Origin of the sequence: Niveispirillum sp. BGYR6 (genome assembly GCF_027568365.1) — a bacterium.
In the GTDB taxonomy this organism is placed as follows: Bacteria; Pseudomonadota; Alphaproteobacteria; order Azospirillales; family Azospirillaceae; genus Niveispirillum.
On sequence record NZ_JANLNL010000006.1, the window covers coordinates 210878 to 230435 of the forward strand.

Consider the following 19558-nt stretch of genomic DNA (forward strand, 5'->3'; position numbering starts at 1 on the left):
TGGCAGGCATGGTCATCCGGTATGATGCGCCGAAGAAAATACTGCTGGTCACGCGGGGCCACCCGTTCGACCAGCCCGCTTTCTTCGCCCTGTTCGATGCGTTGGACGGCTTTGCCTGGGCCCATGTCGAACATCCCGCCGCCCCCTATCTGATGGAGCCGGAGCGGCTGGTCGAATTCGACGGTCTGGTTTTCTATGATATGCCGGGCCTGCTGTTCCATCCCGGTCAGCCGGTCCGGGAGGTCGAACCGCCGGCATTGATGAAACACGGCGTGGAGCGATTGCTGGAACAGGGAAAGCCAATGCTGTTCCTGCACCACGCCCTGGCCGGCTGGCCGGCCTGGAACCGCTGGGCCCAGATCATCGGCGGGCAGTTTCATTACAGCCCCGATCCGGCACGCGGCCGGCACGACAGTGGCTATCGCCATGATGTTGACCATCATATCCGGGTGGTGGCGGACCATCCGGTGACGGCCGGTCTGGGGACCGGCTTTGACATTACCGATGAACTGTATCTGGTTCAGATCGATGAAGGCGACAAGCTGCCCCTGCTGCGCAGCGACCACGGCTTCACCCGCGAGAACTTCTATTCCGCCGATCTGGCCGTGCAAGGGCGGATGTTCTGCAATGAGGACTGGCAGCATCCGCCGGGCAGCAATCTGATCGCCTGGGCCAAGCGTGCGGGCAACGCGCCCGTGGTCTATATTCAGTGCGGGGACGGCCCCTCAGCCTATAACAACCACGCCTATCGCCGGTTGATCGCCAATGCGGTGACATGGCTGACCGGGCCGGCGGCGGCTGAATGGGCGCGGGACTTTCCGGCCGCGCCCTGATCCCTCACCGGCTGGTATAGCCCCCATCAATCACCAGTTCCGACCCGACCATATAGCTGGAGGCCGGCGAGGCAAGGAACAGTACCCCCGCGGCGATTTCCGCCGGTGTGGCTTGGCGGCCGATCGGGTGCATGGCATTGACCGCCTGTGTCGCCTGTTCCAGCGATGCCATTGCCCCCAGTTCCACATAACGGTGGATGATATCCTGCATCATGGCGGTGCCCACCGCCCCCGGATGGACGGAGTTCACCCGGATCGGATAGCCCAGCGCACAAAATTCCAGCGCCGCCGATTTGCTGAGCATCAGCACAGCAGCCTTGGAGGTGCAATAGGCCGCGTTGAATGGTGCCCCGCGCAAGCCCCCGACGGAGGAGATATTGATGATGGAGGCCCCGCCGGGACGGTCGGCCCCGGCATCGCGCAGCAATGGCAGGGCCGCCTGGATGCCCAGCAGCGTTCCCTCCACATTCACCGCCTGACAGCGGCGCCATTGCTCCAGGCTGGTCTCCGCGATGCTGGCCACCAGTGAAATGCCGGCATTATTGACCAGCACATCCAGCCGCCCATGCCGCTGGCGGATATCCTGCATCAACCGGGACCAGCCATCCGGATCGCAGACATCCAGCACCACCTGTTCGCCGGCAACCGGGGCGGCGGCGGCGGGCCAGTGCCGGTCGGCCGCCACGACATGCGCACCGGCGGCCGACAGGGCGGTGCAGATGGCCCGGCCGATACCGCCGCCCGCCCCGGTCACCAGGGCAACGGCCCCTTTCAGTTCGTCGCTCATGCTCTGCTGTCCCCTATTGCGCTGTCCAGCCGCCATCCACCACCAGTTCCGAGCCGGTCAGATAACTGGCGTCGGTGCTGGCCAGAAAGGCGATGGCGGCGGCAATTTCCTCCGGCTGGGCCAGACGCTTCACCGGCGTCATGGCGGCGATCCCGTCCAGCAGATCCTGTGCCCGGGCCGCCTTGCCCTGATCGACCCAGCGCTGCATCCCGATATGCAGCAGCGGCGTTTCCACAAAGCCGGGATGGATGGAATTGACGCGGATAGGCTTGCCCGCCTGGGCAAATTCGATGGCGACCGCCTTGCTGAACAGGCGCACCGCCCCCTTGCTGGTATTATAGGCCGAAGTCTCGGCAAAGCCGACCAGCCCCATGATGGAGGCAACATTGATCACACTGGCACCGCCGCGCCGCCCGGCCCCACCAGCCGCCAGAGCGGCCGTGAAGCTGCGAACGCCCAGGAACACGCTGTCAACATTGATGCGCATCAACCGGTGCCAGGCGGCCAGGTCCAGCTGATCCACCGGCCCCACCAGATCGGTTCCGGCATTATTGACCAGCACATCCAGGCTGCCCCAGCGGCTTTCCACCCAGCCGCGCGCACGTTCCCAATCCGCCTCTGCGGTGACGTCCAGGGGCAGGTATGTCGCGGCTGGTCCCAGCCGGCCCAGCACCTGCCCCACCAGCGGATCATCGGGCGGGGACAGGTCGGTCACCAGCACCTGCGCCCCTTCCGCCACCAGCCGCACCGCCGTGGCCAGCCCGATCCCGCGCAGGGCACCGGTCACCAGGGTACGGGCATCCTGCAATCCACGCTCAACCATGCTGTCCCCCGATCACTGCGCCCACATGCCGCCATCGACATAGAGTTCGATGCCGGTGACATACCGGCTTTCATCGGAGGCCAGGAACAGCACCGCATTGGCAATATCATCCGGTTCCCCCATGCGCCGCAGCGGCACGGCGGCCAGCAGCGCATCCTTCACCGCTTCGGCGCTGACAGAGGCCTGCATCATCATGTTGGTCCAGATCATGCCGGGATGGATGGAATTGCAGCGGATATGATCGGGGGCCCCTTCGATGGCGATGGTCTTGGTCATGGACCGCACCCCGCCCTTGGCCGCCGCATAGGCGGACAGGCCCTGGATGCCCAGCGTGCCGGCGATGGAAGAGAGATTGATGATCGATCCCGCCCCCGACCGGCGCAGCAGCGGGAAGGCCGCCTTCACCCCTAGGAAGGAACCCACCAGATTGACATCCAACTGCCGCTGGAACTCCTTGGGCGTGGTGTCATCCAGGCTTTTGGTCAGGTGGATGCCGGCATTGTTGACCAGCACATCCAGCCGGCCGAAGGCCTTTTCGGTCTCGTTGATGACCTGGGCCCAATCTTCCTCCGACACCACATCATGGCGCAGATGGATGGCCGCCCCACCCGCCTGCCGGATGGCGGCGGCGCACAGCTCGGCCCCCGCCTCCTCCCGGTCTGTCACCACCAGCCGCGCCCCTTCGGCCGCCAGACGCAACGCCGTGGCATAGCCCAGGCCGGGGTTGGAAGCGGCACCGGTGACAATGGCGACCTTGCCCTGCATTCGACCCATTTCAATCCTCCCGTTTTGCAACAGCCGGTCGGCGGACATGGCCAGGGACGGGGAAAATCCCCCCGCCCAGCAAACCCGCCTGACCGACCTTAATGCGATTTATGATTCATTAGTCATTATTTCGACCCAACCGGCCGGGGCTGTCAAGCGCCATCCGGCCGCCCTTTCGCTTTTCTGCAAAATCGCTGAAACGCAATCAAACCCGCCTTGACAAGGCCGGCGTGGATGATAACGATGATGAATGAATCATAAATCATTGCAGGTGGTTTTTCGGGCGGCCTGGTCCGCGCACTGCCAACCTGCTTTGCACAATAGGGAGAGTTGAGATGACGGCGCTTGCGGAGCAGATCAACCGCTCGGTGGAAGCGATGCTCACCTATGTGGAGACACAAACCACCGATCAGGCCGCAGACATCCTGAAGGTGCCGGCCCGCGACTATCTGGACCCTGCCCGCTTTGAGCTTGAAATGGCGCGCATCTTCAAACGGCTGCCGCTGATGCTGGCCCTGTCGATCGAGCTGCCGAACCCCGGTGATTACAAGGCGATGGAGGTGATGGACATCCCCGTTCTGATCACCCGCGACCGCGACGGGCAGGTCCACGCCATGCTGAATGTCTGCACCCATCGGGGTGCACCGCTGGTCAAAGCCGGCCAGGGAACGGCCAGCCGTTTCGTCTGCCCCTATCACGCCTGGACCTTCCAGAATGACGGGCGGCTGTTTGCCGTGGCGGAAAAGGCTAAGTTCGGGGAGGTGGAGAAGGATTGCCACCGGCTGAAACAACTCCCCTGTCAGGAACTGGCCGGTATGATCTTCGTCATCCTGACACCGGGGCTGGCGATGGACGTGAAATCCTATCTCGGCGGCATGTTGGACGATCTGGAAAGCCTGGATTTCGGCCGTTGGCATTTCTGCGGCAACCGGGATATCCAGGGTGCCAACTGGAAGATTGCCTATGATGGCTATCTGGAGGGCTATCATTTCGCGGCGGCCCATCCGGAGACAGTGCATCCGCGCACCTTCTCCAACATCATGCATTTCGAAGGGTTCGGCCCGCATCTGCGCATCGGCTTCCCCCAGCGCAGCATCGGCAAGCTGCGCGATGTGCCGCCGGCCGACTGGCATCGGCACCAGAATGATGGCTATGATTTCGTCCGCACCCTGTTCCCCAACCTGTCGATCTTCGTGGCGCCGGAAATCGCCCAGATCGCCCTGCTGCTGCCAGGGCCGACGCCGGGACAGAACCGCACCATCCTGACCTATGCCACCCCCCGCCCCCCGGCAGACGAGGCGGAGCGGGAGAAGATGGCCATGATGGCCAGCTTCTTCGGCGATGTGACCAACCAGGAAGATTATGTGCTGGGCCTGTCCATCCAGAAGGGGCTGGAATCCGGCGCGCTGGACCATGTCACCTTTGGCCGCAATGAACGCGGCAACCAATATTTCCACCGCTGGGTCGATCATTATCTGACCGATGATCCGGCTGCCCCGCCGCCCCGCCTCTGATACCAAGAGCCATGGATCATGACTCTTGGTATTTACCCGTTCCCTCAATCGCCGGGCGCTGCCTCCGGCAGCTCGGGCTTGCGCGAGCACGTGCCCGCGGGCCGGCGGTCGCCGGCCTCCAAGGGGCATATCCCATGCCCCTTGGTATGATAAAATCCATCAAGGACCGCAATCATGACCATCGTGATCATGGCCACGCTGGACGTGGACCCCGCTCTGCGCGCGCAATTCCTGGCCGAGGCCGATCCCTTGATTGAAGAGGCATTGGCCGAGGATGGTTGTGTCGAATATAGCTGGGGTGCCGACCATAAGAACCCCGCCCGGGTAAATGTCTTCGAGCAATGGCGCGACGAGGCCGCCCTGCGCGCCCATTTCGCGGCCCCCGCCTACAGCACCATGGTCGGGCTGCTGCAAAAGGCTGGCATGACGGCGGCGGACGCGCGCAAATACCGTGTCGATCTGGTGGAACCTGTCTATGATCCGCAGGGTCAGGCACGGGCCGATTTTTTTACCGCCTGAAACCGGGGAGACGCCATGGAGATCAATGAACAGACAGCCGCCCTTATTTCCGGCGGTGGGTCCGGACTGGGGGCGGCCACCGCCCGCGCGCTGGCGGCGCGTGGGGTGAAGGTGGCGCTGCTGGATATCAATCCGGATGCGGCGGCAGCGGTGGCAGCGGAAATTGGCGGTATCGCCATACGCTGCGACGTCACCAGCGCGGACAGCGCCGCGCAGGCGGTGGCAGAGGCGGCGGCCAGCCATGGCTCTGCCCGCATCGCCATCAACTGTGCCGGCATCGCCCCGCCGGCCAAGATCCTGGGCCGCGACGGTCCGCATGATCTGGAGCTGTTCCGCCGCGTGATTGAGGTGAACCTGATCGGCAGCTTCAACATGCTGCGGCTGGCCGCCGCCGGCATGGCCGGACTGGACCCGGTAACTGATGATGGTGAACGCGGCGTCATCATCAATACCGCCTCCGTCGCCGCGTTCGAAGGGCAGGTGGGCCAGGCCGCCTATGCCGCATCCAAGGGTGGGGTCCATGCCCTGACCCTGCCCGCCGCGCGGGAACTGGCGCGCAGCGGCATCCGTGTCGCCACCATCGCGCCCGGCATCTTCCTGACACCGATGCTGCTGGGCCTGCCGCAGGATGCCCAGGACAGTCTGGGCAAACAGGTGCCCTTCCCCTCCCGCCTGGGCAAACCGGATGAATATGCGGCCCTGGCCCTGCATATCATCGCCAACAGCATGATCAATGGCGAGACCATCCGTCTGGATGGCGCCATCCGCATGGCACCGCGTTAAAGGGGAAACAGATCACATGTCCGGAACCATTATTGTCGGCGCTGGGCAGGCGGGGCTGCAGGTGGCTGTGGCGCTGCGCCAGGGCGGCTATCGCAAACCCGTCATCCTGCTGGGTGACGAAAGGCACACCCCTTATGAACGCCCACCATTGTCGAAGGAATTTCTTGCCGGGAAACGGACGGCGGCACAACTGACACTGCGCAAGCCGGATTTCTACAGCTCTCAAGGAATTGACCTGCGAACCGGGGTGCGGGTTCTATCGCTGGATCGGAGCGCAGGAAGGGTTCACCTGGCTGACGGCAGCCATCTCGCCTATGAACGGCTGGTATGGGCAGCCGGCGGCCGAGCCCGCCGGCTATCCTGTCCGGGCGCAGATGCGGCCGGTCTGCATTACATCCGCACGATTGACGATGTAGCCGCCCTGTCGGATGCGCTGGCCGGCGGCATGAAACGGGTTGTGCTGGTGGGCGGTGGCTATATCGGGCTGGAAACAGCCGCCGTACTGCGGGGGCTGGGGCACGATGTCACCGTGCTGGAGGCACAAGATCACCTTCTGGCCCGTGTCACAGCCCCACCGATTTCCGACTTCTACCGCGACATTCACCGCGCCGAAGGGGTTTCCATCCGGCTGGGAACGGCACTGTCAGGGCTGAGGGCCGTGGCCGGCCGTATCAACGGCGTGGTTCTGGCTGACAGCGAGGTATTGGCGGCCGATATCGTCATTGCTGGTATCGGCATCACACCGAACATTGAACCGCTGGCAGAAGCCGGGATCGACTGTCCCAACGGGGTGCGTGTTGACGCCACCTGCACAAGCAATGACCCTGCCATTCTGGCGGTCGGTGACTGCGCCCTTTTTCCGTCCCCCTACACAGATCGGCCGGTGCGGTTGGAATCAGTCCCCAACGCCATGGAGCAAGCCCGTATTGCTGCTGCAACGATTTGCGGCACCCCGGCCCCCAGCCCCTCCGTTCCCTGGTTCTGGTCCAACCAATATGACCTTCGGCTGCAAAGCGCCGGGTTGAATATGGGATGGGATCAGATCGAGATGATCGGCAACCCAGCAGAGCGGAAATTTGCCCTGCGTTATTTCCGGGAGGGCAGGTTGATTTCCGCAGATTGTATCAATATGCCAGCAGAATTCGCGCAAATGAAGAAGCAGATAAGGGAATAGCGACGGCGACTGCCGCGTCTATAAATACACGAAGCATAAATATCATCTCAAGAAGAGCGATCTGTGACAGAGAGCGTGACTTCAGGCGTACGGTGTACTTTATGATCAGACCTGCCCCCCCAGCCGTCGTCTGGAATTGCCAGATAGCGGCTGGGGGGCCATTGCTTATGCGTCCCCAGGGACCAAGAACCAGCTGGCGACATCGCCGGTCCGGCCAAGGATGGTGACGATCTGTCCATCCCCCATATCCAGCAGCGTGCTGCCCTCCACGACGCGCGCCGTGGCAATGACAGTACCCAGATTTACCCTGGTATCGTAGAGCGCCAGATGATCAATGCCGATTTCGAAATCGGCAATGACCGTACCACTAGAGGTGGCGCCCAGGGCGAAGGTGTCACGGCCTGCACCGCCCCAGATCGTGTCCCTGCCACCGTCGGCAAAGATCAGGTCGGTCCCGGTACCGCCCACGTCCAGGTCGTTCCCATCCCCCAGGCCGGTGTCATCTCCCGTGCCCGCCAAAAGGGTATCGGCACCGCTGCCACCATACAGCCAGTCATGACCGTCCCCACCGAACAAAGTATCGTTGCCGGTACCACCGAAGCCGCGATCATTGCCTTCACCGCCACCGATCAGGTCATTGTCGGCACCGCCCAGCAACCAATCATCACCGGCACCACCATGCAGCACATCATCCCCGGCATTGGACTTGCCCTGGCAAAGTGGAGAGCCATCATCCTAAAATTTGGGATTGATGGAGGTTTTGATGGTTCGAGTTAAGCAGGGGAAGGTCACGGCAGAATTGAAGCGTGATTTCGTACATTTGGACGGCGGAAGGCTGGCTGTATCGGGCCGTGGTCATTGACCTCTACTCCCGCCGGGTGGTCGGCTGGGCGGTCAGTGACCGAATGAAGAAAGATCTGGCGATAACAGCTTTGCAGCGCGCCATCGCCACGCGCAGACCAAAGCCCGGCTTGATCCACCATTCGGACAGAGGAAGCCAATATTGTTCTGAAGAGTATCAGAAAATCCTGAAAATCATGGTCTGCAGATTTCCATGAGCGGCAAAGGAAATTGCTATGACAACGCAATGGTGGAAACGTTCTTCAAGACACTGAAATCTGAACTCATCTGGAGGGCGCTGCCATCCGGCGGGTTGGTATTATACCAGCGGCATGTGCGGCGCGTCGGCAGTCGCAGCATTACCAACGGTCATGAATTATGGCCGTTGGTATACCCAAGTGACGGGAGAACCCCCGAACTGGGTATATCTAAACCATTGCGGCGTTTGAACATTTTGCCGAATTTATTCGGCACTTGGGTATATTATGCTAGGCCTTTCATGGTCATCCTCCCATGGGGAGGACCCTGCTTTACGCTGAACACATTCCGAGGGAGCACGTCATCGTTCAATCCAGCTGACGGTCGGATGCCTCGATAGTGAGGAGGTTTGCAAGGTCCGGCCCCTGCAACGGTGCTGCCATAGGGCAGGCGATGCCGGGTATCACCGTCACGTCGAATAATTCGCGGATGCCGCCCTCCAGGCGAATCCATTCGACCACGTCGCCGGTGGCGAGATTGATGATATGCACACCGCACCACGGCTGACCGCCGCGTCGCGCAATCTCGTCCTCAATCGGCATCCCCTTGAATCTTAGATTGCGCGGCAGAGATAAAGTGACGATGGCGTGGCCATCATGGAAGGCGAGGCCACGCATGAAGCCGGGGCAGAAAGCGACGTCGGTCTTCGCCCCGGTCGCGGGATCAATGCGCACAAGATAGCCGCGCCCGGAATCCAATACCCAGAGTGCTCCATTATATAGCCGCGGCGAATGTGGCATCGAGAAGCCGTCAGCCACCACGACATCGTCGTCCGTGCGAATGACAAGGCCGCCGCCCACACGGCTTTCACGCCAGCCATCAACCACATCGCTACGCCCCGCGGCCGTGACATAGCGGACCACACCATCCTCAAGGCAAAGGCCGTTCAGGTGGCAGCGATCCTCGGCGGCAAGGCGGGAGATGAATTTCGGCTTCCACACGGGCTTGAAGCTGTGGGACAGGCTATAGGTGGCGAGGCAGGAAAATTTGGTGTTGACGAACACCACGCGCCCGCTAGCCTCGACCACGAGTTCATGGGCATCCACATCACCAGTGATCCGCGCCGTGCGGGGAACGAAGAGGCCGTCGAAATGCCCGTTGGCCCGTTCATGGGATGCCAGCACATTCTCAAGCCGCCAAATCTGGACAAGCGAGGCAAGGAACAGTCGCCCGGGCTCATGCCACAAACCCATGGCGCGCTCAAAATCGCGCTGGTGGAATGAGACCGTACCATCCGGCATTCGTCCCACCAGGAAAAGTTGACCTGTCTGATAGGAAGAGAACGCGATACTCACCTGATGCTGAGCAAGCCACTGGGAGAAGCCCCGCGAGCAGGTGAGGTCCGTTTTCAGCGGTGCCGGCGATGGTGCCGGCACGTCTTCTACAGTGGGATGTGTATCCATCAGAAATGAACCGCCAAACGAGCAAAGATCTCTTGCGACTTGTAGTTGTTGGCAAAACCCAGGCCATAGTCAAGCTTGATCTCCCAGGTCTTTGCCATCACTGCCTGCAGGCCGAGGTTAAAATTGGTTGTGGTGCCGGGCATGGAGGTCACAGTATCGAAAGTATTGGTGCCGGGCGGCGCACCGGTCAGGCTGGCCGGCGTGGTCCATCTGTCATTCGAGGAGAAGGTGACGCCCAGCCCCGCAAAGGACCGCAATTCGGTGTTGTCACTCAGGACGAAACGCGTGCCCCATTCGATGGATGGCGACGCCAGGACAGTGGTCTGGCTTGTCCCATGGATCGTGAGTTCAGCGCCGCTGGAGCCGGTCTCCTCATGTCCGGGCACTTTCACGTGGGACACATCCAGGTCGACAAAGGGCCGCAGGTAGAAATCGTTGAACGGCAGGTCGCGGGCTATGCGCACGCGGCTAGTGACATTGTAGGTGTCCGACGAGGAGGACGGGCTTGCCCCCAGGATACCGATGGTGCGGGAGCTATCGTCACCGATCCAGCCGAAATCCACCGCCGCTGCGAACAACCAGGGTCCATACTGATGCTTGATCGCGGCGCTGATATCGAAACCGTTGCCAGAACTTTTGCCGCTGTTGCCATCGCCGTTGCTCCAGGACTTCTGATAGGCCGCCGACAGACCAAGAAACCATTGCTGCGCCACCTCCGTTTGCACCCCGGCCTGGAACGTAGCAGTGTCCTTGGAGCTGCTGGCCTGCGTGGTGCGGCCCAGGATCACGCGCGCCCAGCTGCACGCATCCTCCACCACGAGCATGGTGCCTTCGGCGAAGACAGGACAACTCATGGTGCGGTTCAGCACCGCCCGGCTTTCGGACGTCCGCGTCGAAGCCGACGCGGAGAGCAGTGTCGGGGACAAGTCGGCGAGTGCCGCCTGATAGTCCGTCGCCGATGTCACGCCGAGGAGCGAGTTGAACAGGTTGTTCGCAGACGGCGATCCGCCAGACGCCCACGTCGCCTGCAGATGTTGGGCGGCAGACTGGGCATTGGCCGAAAGGCTCACGCCGTTAGGCATGAAGTTCGCTGTCGGGGACAGCATCAGCGTCTGGTTCGCCCCCGACGTGCCGAGCGTGGCCTTCCAGCCATAGATGAGGGAATTGCTTGTCGTCTGAGCCGAGAAGTTGACCCCTTGCGCCGCGGAGAACACGGTGAAGGACGTGTTCGGCGCGATGGTGAGCGCATTGCCAAACAGCGTGCCCGAGACATTGACCGAGCCGGACGTCTGGATGAGATCCGCCCTGTTACTGCTGGCATCCAGTTCGAATTGCAGCGTACCGGTCGAATTCAGACTGCCGGTGATGCTCATCGTGCCAATCTGGCTGGTGCCGAGCGGGGCCAGCGTGCCGGCATTGGACAACACGCCACCGCCCAACCCCACGGCCGTACCGCTGTTGAACTGACCACCCATCTGGTTGGTAAAGCTGCTGACCCCGCTTCCCAGCTTCACATTGCCGGTGATCGTGCCCATATTGGTAACACTGGCATTGCCGGCAGCGACGCTGATGGCGGTACCGTTCAGTGCCTGAAGGCTTGCACCGGAAGCCAGCGTGACGGTGTTGGTGCCGCTGCCCGACAGCATGATGCCCGCCGCGGCACCGAGGCCGCCGGTAACGTTCGCGCCGTTGAGAAGGCTGATGGAAATCGGCCCGGCGCTGCCGGCACCGCTCACTGCACTCAACGCATAGATGCCCGGCGCATTATTGCCGCTGGCCGATATCGTGCTGGAGACGCCCAGATTAATGGCCCCCGAGTTGCCGGCGCCGCCGGCGCTGCCGACGAAGCTGGTGGCGCCGGCCTGCACCACGCCGCCGCCGCCGCCGACGGACTGGAGGTTGATTGCTGCCGCGTTGGCCCCGGTAGTGGAGACGCCGCCAGTCACGGTAACCGTGATGTCGCCGCCGCTACCGTTACCACCCGTAGTCTCCGGTTTGGTGGAAGCGGAGCCGAACAGCGTGCTCGCCATGTCGCCAGCGATACCGCCGCCGCCGCCGATGGACTGGATGAAAATGCCATTGGCACCGGCGCCCGTGGTTTTCACGGCCCCCGAGAAATCCAGGGTCACCTTCCCGCCATTCGATCCAGCCCCGGACGTGGCGCCACCAAAAGCGAAGCTGCTGAAGGCATCGGCAGAGGCCGAGGCTACCTTGCCGCCGCCACCGCCGATGGACTGGAGCAGCGCACCGTGGGCGTTGCGGCCGGTGGTGGAGATGACCGCGCCCTGGGCGACGGTCGCGCTCACCGCACCGCCGTCGTTGCCGCTTCCACCGGCGCCGCCCATGGTGAGGCCGAGCGACGCATCGCCAGTGCTTGCGGCAGACACCGCCAGCATGTTGCCACCGCCGCCGCCAATAGATTGCGCGAAGAGGCCATCGGCATTGACACCGGTCGTGGAGATCTTCCCGTTCACGGTTGCGGTCACCGCGCCACCAGCATTGCCACTGCCGCCGCTGCCGCCGACGGCGAGCGCCCCCTTGACGGTTCCGTCATTGGATTGCGCCGCCACCGCCGACGCTCGGCCGCCGCCGCCGCCGATGGATTGCGCCGCCACCCCCTCCGCACCCTCACCAGCAGTCGCGATGTTGCCGGACTGGGTGACGGTTACCTGGCCACCCGTACCACCCGTGCCGCCGGAGCCACCGAGCCCGAAAGAGAGAGAGACGTCACTCTTGTCGCTCTTGCCGATGGCATTGGTGAGTGCCGCATTGCCGCCGCCCCCGCCGACGGACTGAGCGAGAATGCCGTCGGACCCGCCGCCCTGGGTAACGATGCTGTTGGCGACGGTCACATTGACCGCACCGCCGGCGCCACCTGTACCGCCCGTGCCCCCCAACGAAGCGGACAGCGCGACGGCGGAGGAACCGGTGGAGCCTGAAGCCGCGGCACCGCCCCTGCCGCCGCCGCCGCCGATGGACTGGGCGACCACACCTGCCGACTCACTGCCACTGGTCGAGATTGTTCCACCATTGGCGACATCTTGAATGGTCACTGTGCCACCGGTCGCACCGCTGCCGCCCGTACTGCCAAGCGCCAATGTGAGCGCCACGTCGCTACCGCTCGCGCCATCCGCCTTGCCGGCGCCGGACCCAGCGGAGCCGCCGCCGCCGCCGATCGATTGCGCCAGGACACCTTCGGCTGACGGGCCGCTGGTGGTGATCTTAAGATTCGGCTGCTGGTCGAGCGAAACCGTGACATCCCCGCCGACACCCCCCTGGCCACCGCCGCCTGAAAGGTCGCCGCCAAGGGCGATATGGCCCGTCGCCGCATTGTCGGCGTTGCCGCCGGTGCCACCGCCGCCGCCCACAGATTGCGCGATGACACCGATGGCGTGAGCGCCCGAGGTACCGACGCTGCCGGCAAGATCAACCTGCACGTCACCGCCATCGCCGCCGCCGCCGCCCGAGCCGCCGAGACCCAGCGCCACCGACACCTTGCCGCCGGTCGCAGTTGCCTGGCTCGCCGCGGCATTGCCGCCGCCTCCGCCCACGGATTGGGCAATGATGCCGACGGCGGCGGCCTCTTGCGTGACGAGCGTGGAGGAGTGCGTGACGCTTACGCTGCCGCCATTGCCGCCGGAGCCGCCCGAGCCGCCCAGCGTGGCGGAGACATTGGCGTCAGCCTTGCTGTCTTTCGCTGCCGTGCTGGCGACGCTGGCGTTGCCACCGCCGCCACCAACGGACTGGGCAAGCAGCCCGATGGCGTGCTGGCCCGCAGTCTTAACTTGTCCGCCATTGGTGAGGCTGACCTGACCGCCATCACCACCGGAACCACCGGAACCGCCCAGCGTGGCCGAAACCGCCGCCACGCCCGATCCGTCGGTGGCGCTGGACGATCCGCCGCCACGCCCGCCGCCGCCGCCAATGGACTGGGCGACGATGGCGCTCGACATCAGGCCGGACGTGGAGATCATGGTCATTGCGGTGCCATTGCCGCCATTGGTGACGGTAACGTTCTGGCCAGAGCCGCCGGCACCACCGGCACCACCCATACCGAGTGCGACACCACCCCCCTTGTTGCCGGCACCCGCTGCCGTGCTGGAGGCAGAGGAAGCGTTGCCGCCACCACCACCGATGGATTGCGCCAGGATGGCGTCTGCATGGGCTCCCGTGGTGCCGATCTGCGCGGCGCCGCTGTTCGGTGCCTTCAGATTAACCTGGACAGTGCCGCCATTGCCACCGCCGCCACCCGTGCCGGAGAGAGCGGCGCCGACGCCGATCTTGCTGGAGGCGCTGTCCGACGCACTGCCGGAATTGCCCCCGCCGCCGCCGATGGACTGGGCGAGGACGGCGATACCGCCGGCGCCACTGGTTTGAATGCTCCCGCTATTATAGATCAGCAGCTGCTGACCGTCGCCGCCGGTGCCGCCAGAGCCGGAGAGGCCCAAACTGACGCCCACCTTACCGCCATTGGCTGTGTTAGCGGAGCCACCCGCCGTGCCACCGCCGCCACCCACCGATTGGGCGAGGATTCCCATGGCCTGATCGCCGGTGATCTGGATCGCACCGGAATTGGAGACGGTGACGGCGCCGCCTTGCGTGGCGCTGCCACCGGAGCCCCCCAGCGAAGCGCTGATGTTATAGGAGCCGCCGGCGCCCTTGGCGGAAACCGCGCCACCCTTGCCGCCGCCGCCGCCGATGGATTGGGCGAGAATACCGTTGGCATGGGCGTCCGCCGTGGAGACCGTCCCGCTGTTATCGACCACCACCTGGCCGCCCTGCCCCCCCACACCGCCGGAGCCGCCGAGGCTGACGGAGAGCGACACTGCTTCCGTGCCGGAGGCATGATCATCCGCGCCCGCCGTGCTACCGGAGCCGCCGCCACCGCCCACCGACTGGGCGAGAATGGCGTCGGAGAGAGCGCCGACCGTCGCGACGGTGCCAGACGTATCGACCGTTACATTGCCGCCAGAGCCACCGGCGCCGCCGCTGGAACCGATGGCACCGCCAAGGGCGATATGGGCCGTGGTCGCGCTGTTGGTGTTACCGGCACTGCCGCCGCCGCCGCCCACCGATTGGGCAAAAATAGCAACCGAGTCCGTGCCCTTCGTGCTCACCGTGCCGTAGGTGTTCACCTTGGTGTTACCGCCATCGCCACCACCACCGCCAGTAGCGCCCAGGGTGAACGTGAGGCCGACCTTGCCACCGCTCTCCGCGCCAGCCGCCGCCCCACCTTTACCGCCGCCGCCGCCGACCGACTGGGCGAAAATGGCAGAGGAGTGATCGCCCGTAGTGGTGATGCTGGCGCCGGCCCCAGCCGTTCCGGATGTCACGGCGACACTGCCGCCATATCCGCCGGCGCCGCCGGAGCCGCCCAGGCTCGCTGTGAGGCCGAAGCTGGCATTGGAACTACCGGGAATCATGCCGGAAAAACTGGACGAACCGGTTTTGGTGGTGCTGCTGGCGCTACCGCCGACACCGCCACCGCCACCCACCGACTGGGCCAGCACGGCATCCGCGTCATCACCAGAGGTGGACAAGGTGCCCAGATTGGTGATGCTGGCCGCGCCGCCATTGCCGCCCCCGCCACCGCTTCCGCCGAGTGTGGCGCTGACACTCACCTTGCCACCGTTGGAATTCGCCGTGCCGCCGCCGGCGCTGCCACCGCCGCCGCCCACCGACTGGACGAACACAGCGCGCGCACCTGCACCTTGCGTTGAGATGACGCCGGCGTTGGTGACACTCACACCGGCGCCGTTGCCAGCCGAACCACCGGAGCCACCGCCGCCGAGAGAAATGGAGGCGCTGATCGCGCCCGGCATGGTCGCGGCAGCGCCCGAGGTGGTGCCGATCCCGCCATTGCCCCCGCCGCCGCCAATGGACTGGGCCTGCACCCCGTCGGCGAAGTCGTTGGCCGTGGTGATGGTGCCGGAGTTGCTGACGGCGACCGTGCCGGCGCTGGCCCCGCTGCCGCCGGAGCCGCCGAGGGCCACGGAAACGTTAAGCGCCCCTTCTGGCGAGCCCGCGACTGACAGGGCGCTGGAATCGCCACCCACGCCACCGCCGCCGCCCACCGACTGGGCAAGGATCGCCGTCGAGCCCAGGCCGGTGGTGGCGATGGAGCCCGTATTATCGACAGTCGTGTTGCCCCCCACATCCCCTGAACCGCCAGAGCCGCCGAGACTGGCGGACACCGAGGCCGCAGGTGCGTCAACGGATACGGCTATGCTCTTGGCCGAGGAGGAGCCGCCGTGACCGCCGCCACCGCCTACCGATTGACCGATGATGCCGAAAGAGTCGGTGCCCGAGGTGGCAATGCTGCCGGCATTAGTGACGGTGACCGTGTCGCCGATGCCGCCGCCGCCGCCATTAGCGCCCAGCGCCACCGCAGCGCTGAAATAGAGACCAGCGCTGGCCGAATGGGCGCTGCCACCAGTGCCGCCGCCCCCACCCACCGACTGGGCGATGATCGCGTCGGCACGGTCGCCCGTCGTCTTGATGCCAGCGTTATTGGCCACATTGACGATGCCGGCACTACCGCCGCCGCCGCCGGTGCCGCCGATGGACAGGGCCGCGATACCGATATCCGCCGCCAGGGCGTTACCACCGGCCCCCCCGCCGCCGCCCACCGACTGGGCCAGCACACCAGTGGAATAGTCGCCCGCGGTAGAAATAGTGATGGTCGAAGCCGTAGCGCCGGAATTCTTGACCAAGACATAGTCGCCGGTGCCGCCCCCGCCCCCGCCCCCACCGATAGCAGCGGCGGCAACGATGCTGACGCTCATCGCGCCGCCGCCGCGGCCGCCACCGCCGCCGATCGATTGAGCCGCGATGCCGATGGAGTTAGAGCCGTTCGTCGTGATCAGGTTGCTGTTGTATACCTTTGTGTTGTCCGCATTGCCGCCCGACGCTCCCTGACCACCAAGGGAACCGATGCCGCCCGCGCCACCGCCATTACCACCCCCGCCGCCGATGGACTGGGCGAGGATGCCATCGGAGAAATTGCCCTGTGTGGTAACTGTGCCATCGTTGCGCGCCAGGACCTGGGCGCCGCCGCCCTTGCCGCCCGTGGAGGAGGTGCCGCCCACCGAGATGGATGAGCCGGCGCCGCCCAGCAGGCTGCCGCCACCGCCGCCCACCGACTGCACCAACATCCCGTGCGCATAGCCGCCCGTGGTTTGAATACTGCCGCTGGTGATGGCCGTGACGCCACCAGCATCCCCGCTCGCCGCACCGTTGCCCCCCAGGGGCGACGTCACGGAATCGGACGAGCCACCGTTGCCACCACCGCCCGCCACGGACTGAGCCACTATCCCGATGGCGGCTGCCCCGCTGGTGGCGACCTTGCCGGCATTGTTCAGATAGACATAGCCGGACGTGCCACCAGCACTGCCGGCCCCCCCATCGCCAGAGAAAAAGCCGCCGACGCTGCCACCGCTGGCTCCCGCCCCGCCCAGGCTTTCCACAACGATGCCGGTGGAGCCGAAGCCGGAAGTGGTGATGGTGGCGCCGCTTGCGATCTTGACACTCGCCGCGGTGCCCGAAGCGGCGCTACCGCCGGTACCACCGGCGCCGCCCACCTCGTTCAGGGCATCATCGGGCGTCGCACCCGCCCCGCCGGCGCCGCCATTCGCCGCCACCAGGGCCCCCACGGCATTCGCGCCGCCGGTCGAGATGTTGACGTCCGCTCCGACCACCAAAGCCGCGGTACCACCAGTGCCGCCGATGCCGCCGGCGCCCCCTTGCGCCGTTGCATCGGAGCGCGCGGATCCACCGGTCCCACCGGCGCCGCCATTGGCGTACAGGGCCACCGCAGGCGCGCTGGCAGCGCTGGCGGAGAGGATGGCGCCATTGCTGATCGACACGGAGACAGAACCGCCGTTGCCGCCGGCACCGCCGGTGCCCCCCCATGAATCGGAGATGCCGCCATAGCCGTAACCGCCAGTGCCGCCACCGCCACCGTTGGAGCGAGCCACAAGCGCGCTGCCCCAGGGCTGGATATTCCCGCCGGACACGGCGATGGTAACAGCGGCTGAATCACCACCGGTACCGCCATTTCCGCCAGTGGCATTGACGGTGGTGGAATCACCTTCTCCCCCTGCGCCGCCGCCGCCACCGAGCGAGGCTGCGACCACGCCATTGCCCCCGGTTTTGATACCACCGGTCCCGATCTGTACGTTGGTAATGGTGATACCGACAGTGCTTCCCGCCCCGCCTGTGCCGCCCGCGCCACCGTCAGAACTGTCCCCGTCGGAGTGGCCGCCCCCGCCGGTGCCGCCAACGGCACCCGCCGACGTCACCGATAAGGCCGTGCCGGCGCCACCATTGATGGTGCTGCCGGACAGGGTGGCATAGGCGCCACCACCGGCACCGCCGACACCGCCACTACCACCATTGCCATGGCCGCCGCCACTGCGGCCATAGCCACCGCCGCCGCCCGCCCCCCCCACAGAAGTGATGACGGCGCCGCCAGCGGTGCCGAACGCAGTGGCGTTTGTGAGGGTCAACTTTGCGGTTCCGCCCGCGCCACCCGCGCCCCCGGCCCCGCCATAGGCGGTGTCACCATCGCTGTCGGCCGCTCCCGCAGCCTGAGATAATCCACCGATCGAGGATATGATGATGGCCTGACCATTGTTGGCGGTGATGGTGCTATCGCCGGAAATGTTCAGCCCTGCATATCCAGCCGCGCCGCCGGTGGCGCTGGCACCGCCGTATGCTCTTGCCGTGCCGGTCGAAGCTTCACCGCCGAAACCGCCCCAGCCGGCTGTGCTCAAGGTCGTGATGCCGTTGCCGGCACCGGTGACGGTGGAATTGCTGATGGAACCGTAAGTAATCCAGAAGTCGCTCGACTGCCCCCCCGCACCGCCCGTGCCGCCCCAGACATTGGCGGTGTCGGTTGTGCCCGCGCCTCCCGCGCCACCGGTCCAACCGGCCGATTGCATGAAAATGGCGTTATTGTCGCCGCCGGTGCCGCCGGTCACGGTGGACTCGCTCATGGTGAGGCGGACCCAGTTGCCGATGCCCCCCGCACCGCCGGTGCCACCGGTGGCATTGTCGAAAGCGGAATAGGACCACCCACCGACACCGCCATAACCCCCGGCACTGAACAGCGAAATACCTTGCTGTGAAGCGGAATTCAGCGTTGAACTGGTGACCGTGAGGTTGATCGCACCGGCGCCGCCACCTGTCCCGCCGCCGCCGCCATCGGCAGAATCCGTGCGGCTTTTGCCGTAACCACCGCCACCACCAACGCCGCCGATGGACTGGATGGAGATCGTATCGTTGCTGGTGCTGGCTGTAACGTTGTTGGCGGTGACAACGGTGTAGCCCCCCCAGCCGCCCCCGCCCCCCGCGCCGCCTGTGCCCGAGCCCGTTCCCGACCAGCCGTAGCCACCCCCGCCACCGGCACCACCGGTCGTGCTGATGACCACGGCCGAGGTCGCATTGCTGGCCGAGCCGGTAAACGTGAATTGCGGCTTGCCAAAGTTCGCGCCGCCACCACCCGCGCTACCATAGGCGTCATCGATATCATAATTCTCGCTGCCGCCCCCACCGCCGGAAGTACCGCCCACGGCATAGGTGAAAGGAATATTCTGCGCATGTACCGGCGAGCCGGCACCGGCCAGAGTAGCGAGCCCCCATAATGTGGACGAAATGGCCGTGGACAAGCGCAACTTTGCGTTGGACGTCACGAACAAACGACCCACTATACCGACCGAATGGTCAGCATAAACCCCATCCCGTGCCATCAGCCCACCCACATCTCACCCGTCGCCCCTGTTCGACGGCTCTTCATCATCGTGTTAGCATATACCATATTATCTGCATAGTGGTGGTTTTTTGCTACCTATACACTTTT

11 protein-coding genes and 2 pseudogenes are annotated in these 19558 nt (G+C 64.9%); 6 read left to right on the forward strand and 7 right to left on the reverse strand.

The window, feature by feature from the left end; genetic code table 11:
- The first annotated feature begins 8 nt into the window (after positions 1-8).
- The gene (locus PCJ49_RS14820; RefSeq protein WP_269911590.1) at positions 9-833 is read left to right on the forward strand and encodes a ThuA domain-containing protein; all 825 of its coding nucleotides are present in this window, start codon (positions 9-11) and stop codon (positions 831-833) included.
- A gap of 4 nt (positions 834-837) precedes the next feature.
- Here PCJ49_RS14820 and PCJ49_RS14825 read toward each other — a convergent pair whose 3' ends face one another.
- Genes PCJ49_RS14825 through PCJ49_RS14835 form a run of 3 tightly spaced genes read right to left on the reverse strand, consistent with a single transcriptional unit; the run spans position 838 to position 3217 of the window.
- Positions 838-1620, reverse strand: a complete 783-nt coding sequence (locus PCJ49_RS14825; protein ID WP_269911591.1) for an SDR family oxidoreductase — start codon at positions 1618-1620, stop codon at positions 838-840.
- Positions 1621-1633: 13 nt separating this feature from the next.
- The gene (locus tag PCJ49_RS14830; protein ID WP_269911592.1) at positions 1634-2443 is read right to left on the reverse strand and encodes an SDR family oxidoreductase; all 810 of its coding nucleotides are present in this window, start codon (positions 2441-2443) and stop codon (positions 1634-1636) included.
- A 12-nt stretch (positions 2444-2455) separates the two neighbouring features.
- Complete coding sequence (locus tag PCJ49_RS14835) at positions 2456-3217, reverse strand: SDR family NAD(P)-dependent oxidoreductase (protein WP_269911593.1); 762 nt, start codon at positions 3215-3217, stop codon at positions 2456-2458.
- A 326-nt stretch (positions 3218-3543) separates the two neighbouring features.
- Between PCJ49_RS14835 and PCJ49_RS14840 the strand changes: the two genes are divergently transcribed.
- The 4 genes from PCJ49_RS14840 (at position 3544) to PCJ49_RS14855 (ending at position 7198) form a co-directional block, all read left to right on the forward strand.
- On the forward strand, positions 3544-4722 hold the full coding sequence (locus PCJ49_RS14840; RefSeq protein ID WP_269911594.1) for an SRPBCC family protein: 1179 nt from the start codon (positions 3544-3546) through the stop codon (positions 4720-4722).
- Positions 4723-4896: 174 nt separating this feature from the next.
- Complete coding sequence (locus PCJ49_RS14845; RefSeq protein ID WP_269911595.1) at positions 4897-5241, forward strand: putative quinol monooxygenase; 345 nt, start codon at positions 4897-4899, stop codon at positions 5239-5241.
- A gap of 15 nt (positions 5242-5256) precedes the next feature.
- Positions 5257-6024 (forward strand): SDR family NAD(P)-dependent oxidoreductase, encoded by a 768-nt coding sequence (locus PCJ49_RS14850; RefSeq protein WP_269911596.1) that lies wholly within the window; start codon positions 5257-5259, stop codon positions 6022-6024.
- Between the two features lie 16 nt (positions 6025-6040).
- Entirely contained in the window at positions 6041-7198 is a 1158-nt protein-coding gene (locus PCJ49_RS14855; RefSeq protein WP_269911597.1) for an FAD-dependent oxidoreductase, read from the forward strand.
- A 165-nt stretch (positions 7199-7363) separates the two neighbouring features.
- Here the strand turns inward: PCJ49_RS14855 and PCJ49_RS14860 are convergent, their stop codons facing one another.
- Positions 7364-7717: a hypothetical protein gene (locus PCJ49_RS14860; RefSeq protein ID WP_269911661.1), complete on the reverse strand. Its 354-nt coding sequence runs from the start codon at positions 7715-7717 to the stop codon at positions 7364-7366.
- Positions 7706-7888: pseudogene (locus PCJ49_RS14865) on the reverse strand (calcium-binding protein); the annotation flags it as partial. The pseudogene PCJ49_RS14865 and the gene PCJ49_RS14860, both read right to left, overlap by 12 nt.
- Before the next feature lie 116 nt (positions 7889-8004).
- On the opposite strand from PCJ49_RS14865, the pseudogene PCJ49_RS14870 reads away from it, so the two are divergent.
- Positions 8005-8333: pseudogene (locus PCJ49_RS14870) on the forward strand (IS3 family transposase); the annotation flags it as partial.
- A 271-nt stretch (positions 8334-8604) separates the two neighbouring features.
- Here the strand turns inward: PCJ49_RS14870 and PCJ49_RS14875 are convergent.
- On the reverse strand, positions 8605-9699 hold the full coding sequence (locus tag PCJ49_RS14875; RefSeq protein WP_269911598.1) for a TIGR03032 family protein: 1095 nt from the start codon (positions 9697-9699) through the stop codon (positions 8605-8607).
- Positions 9699-19367, reverse strand: a complete 9669-nt coding sequence (locus PCJ49_RS14880; RefSeq protein WP_269911599.1) for an autotransporter outer membrane beta-barrel domain-containing protein — start codon at positions 19365-19367, stop codon at positions 9699-9701. The genes PCJ49_RS14875 and PCJ49_RS14880 overlap by 1 nt, the downstream gene beginning before the upstream one ends.
- Positions 19368-19558 lie beyond the last annotated feature (191 nt).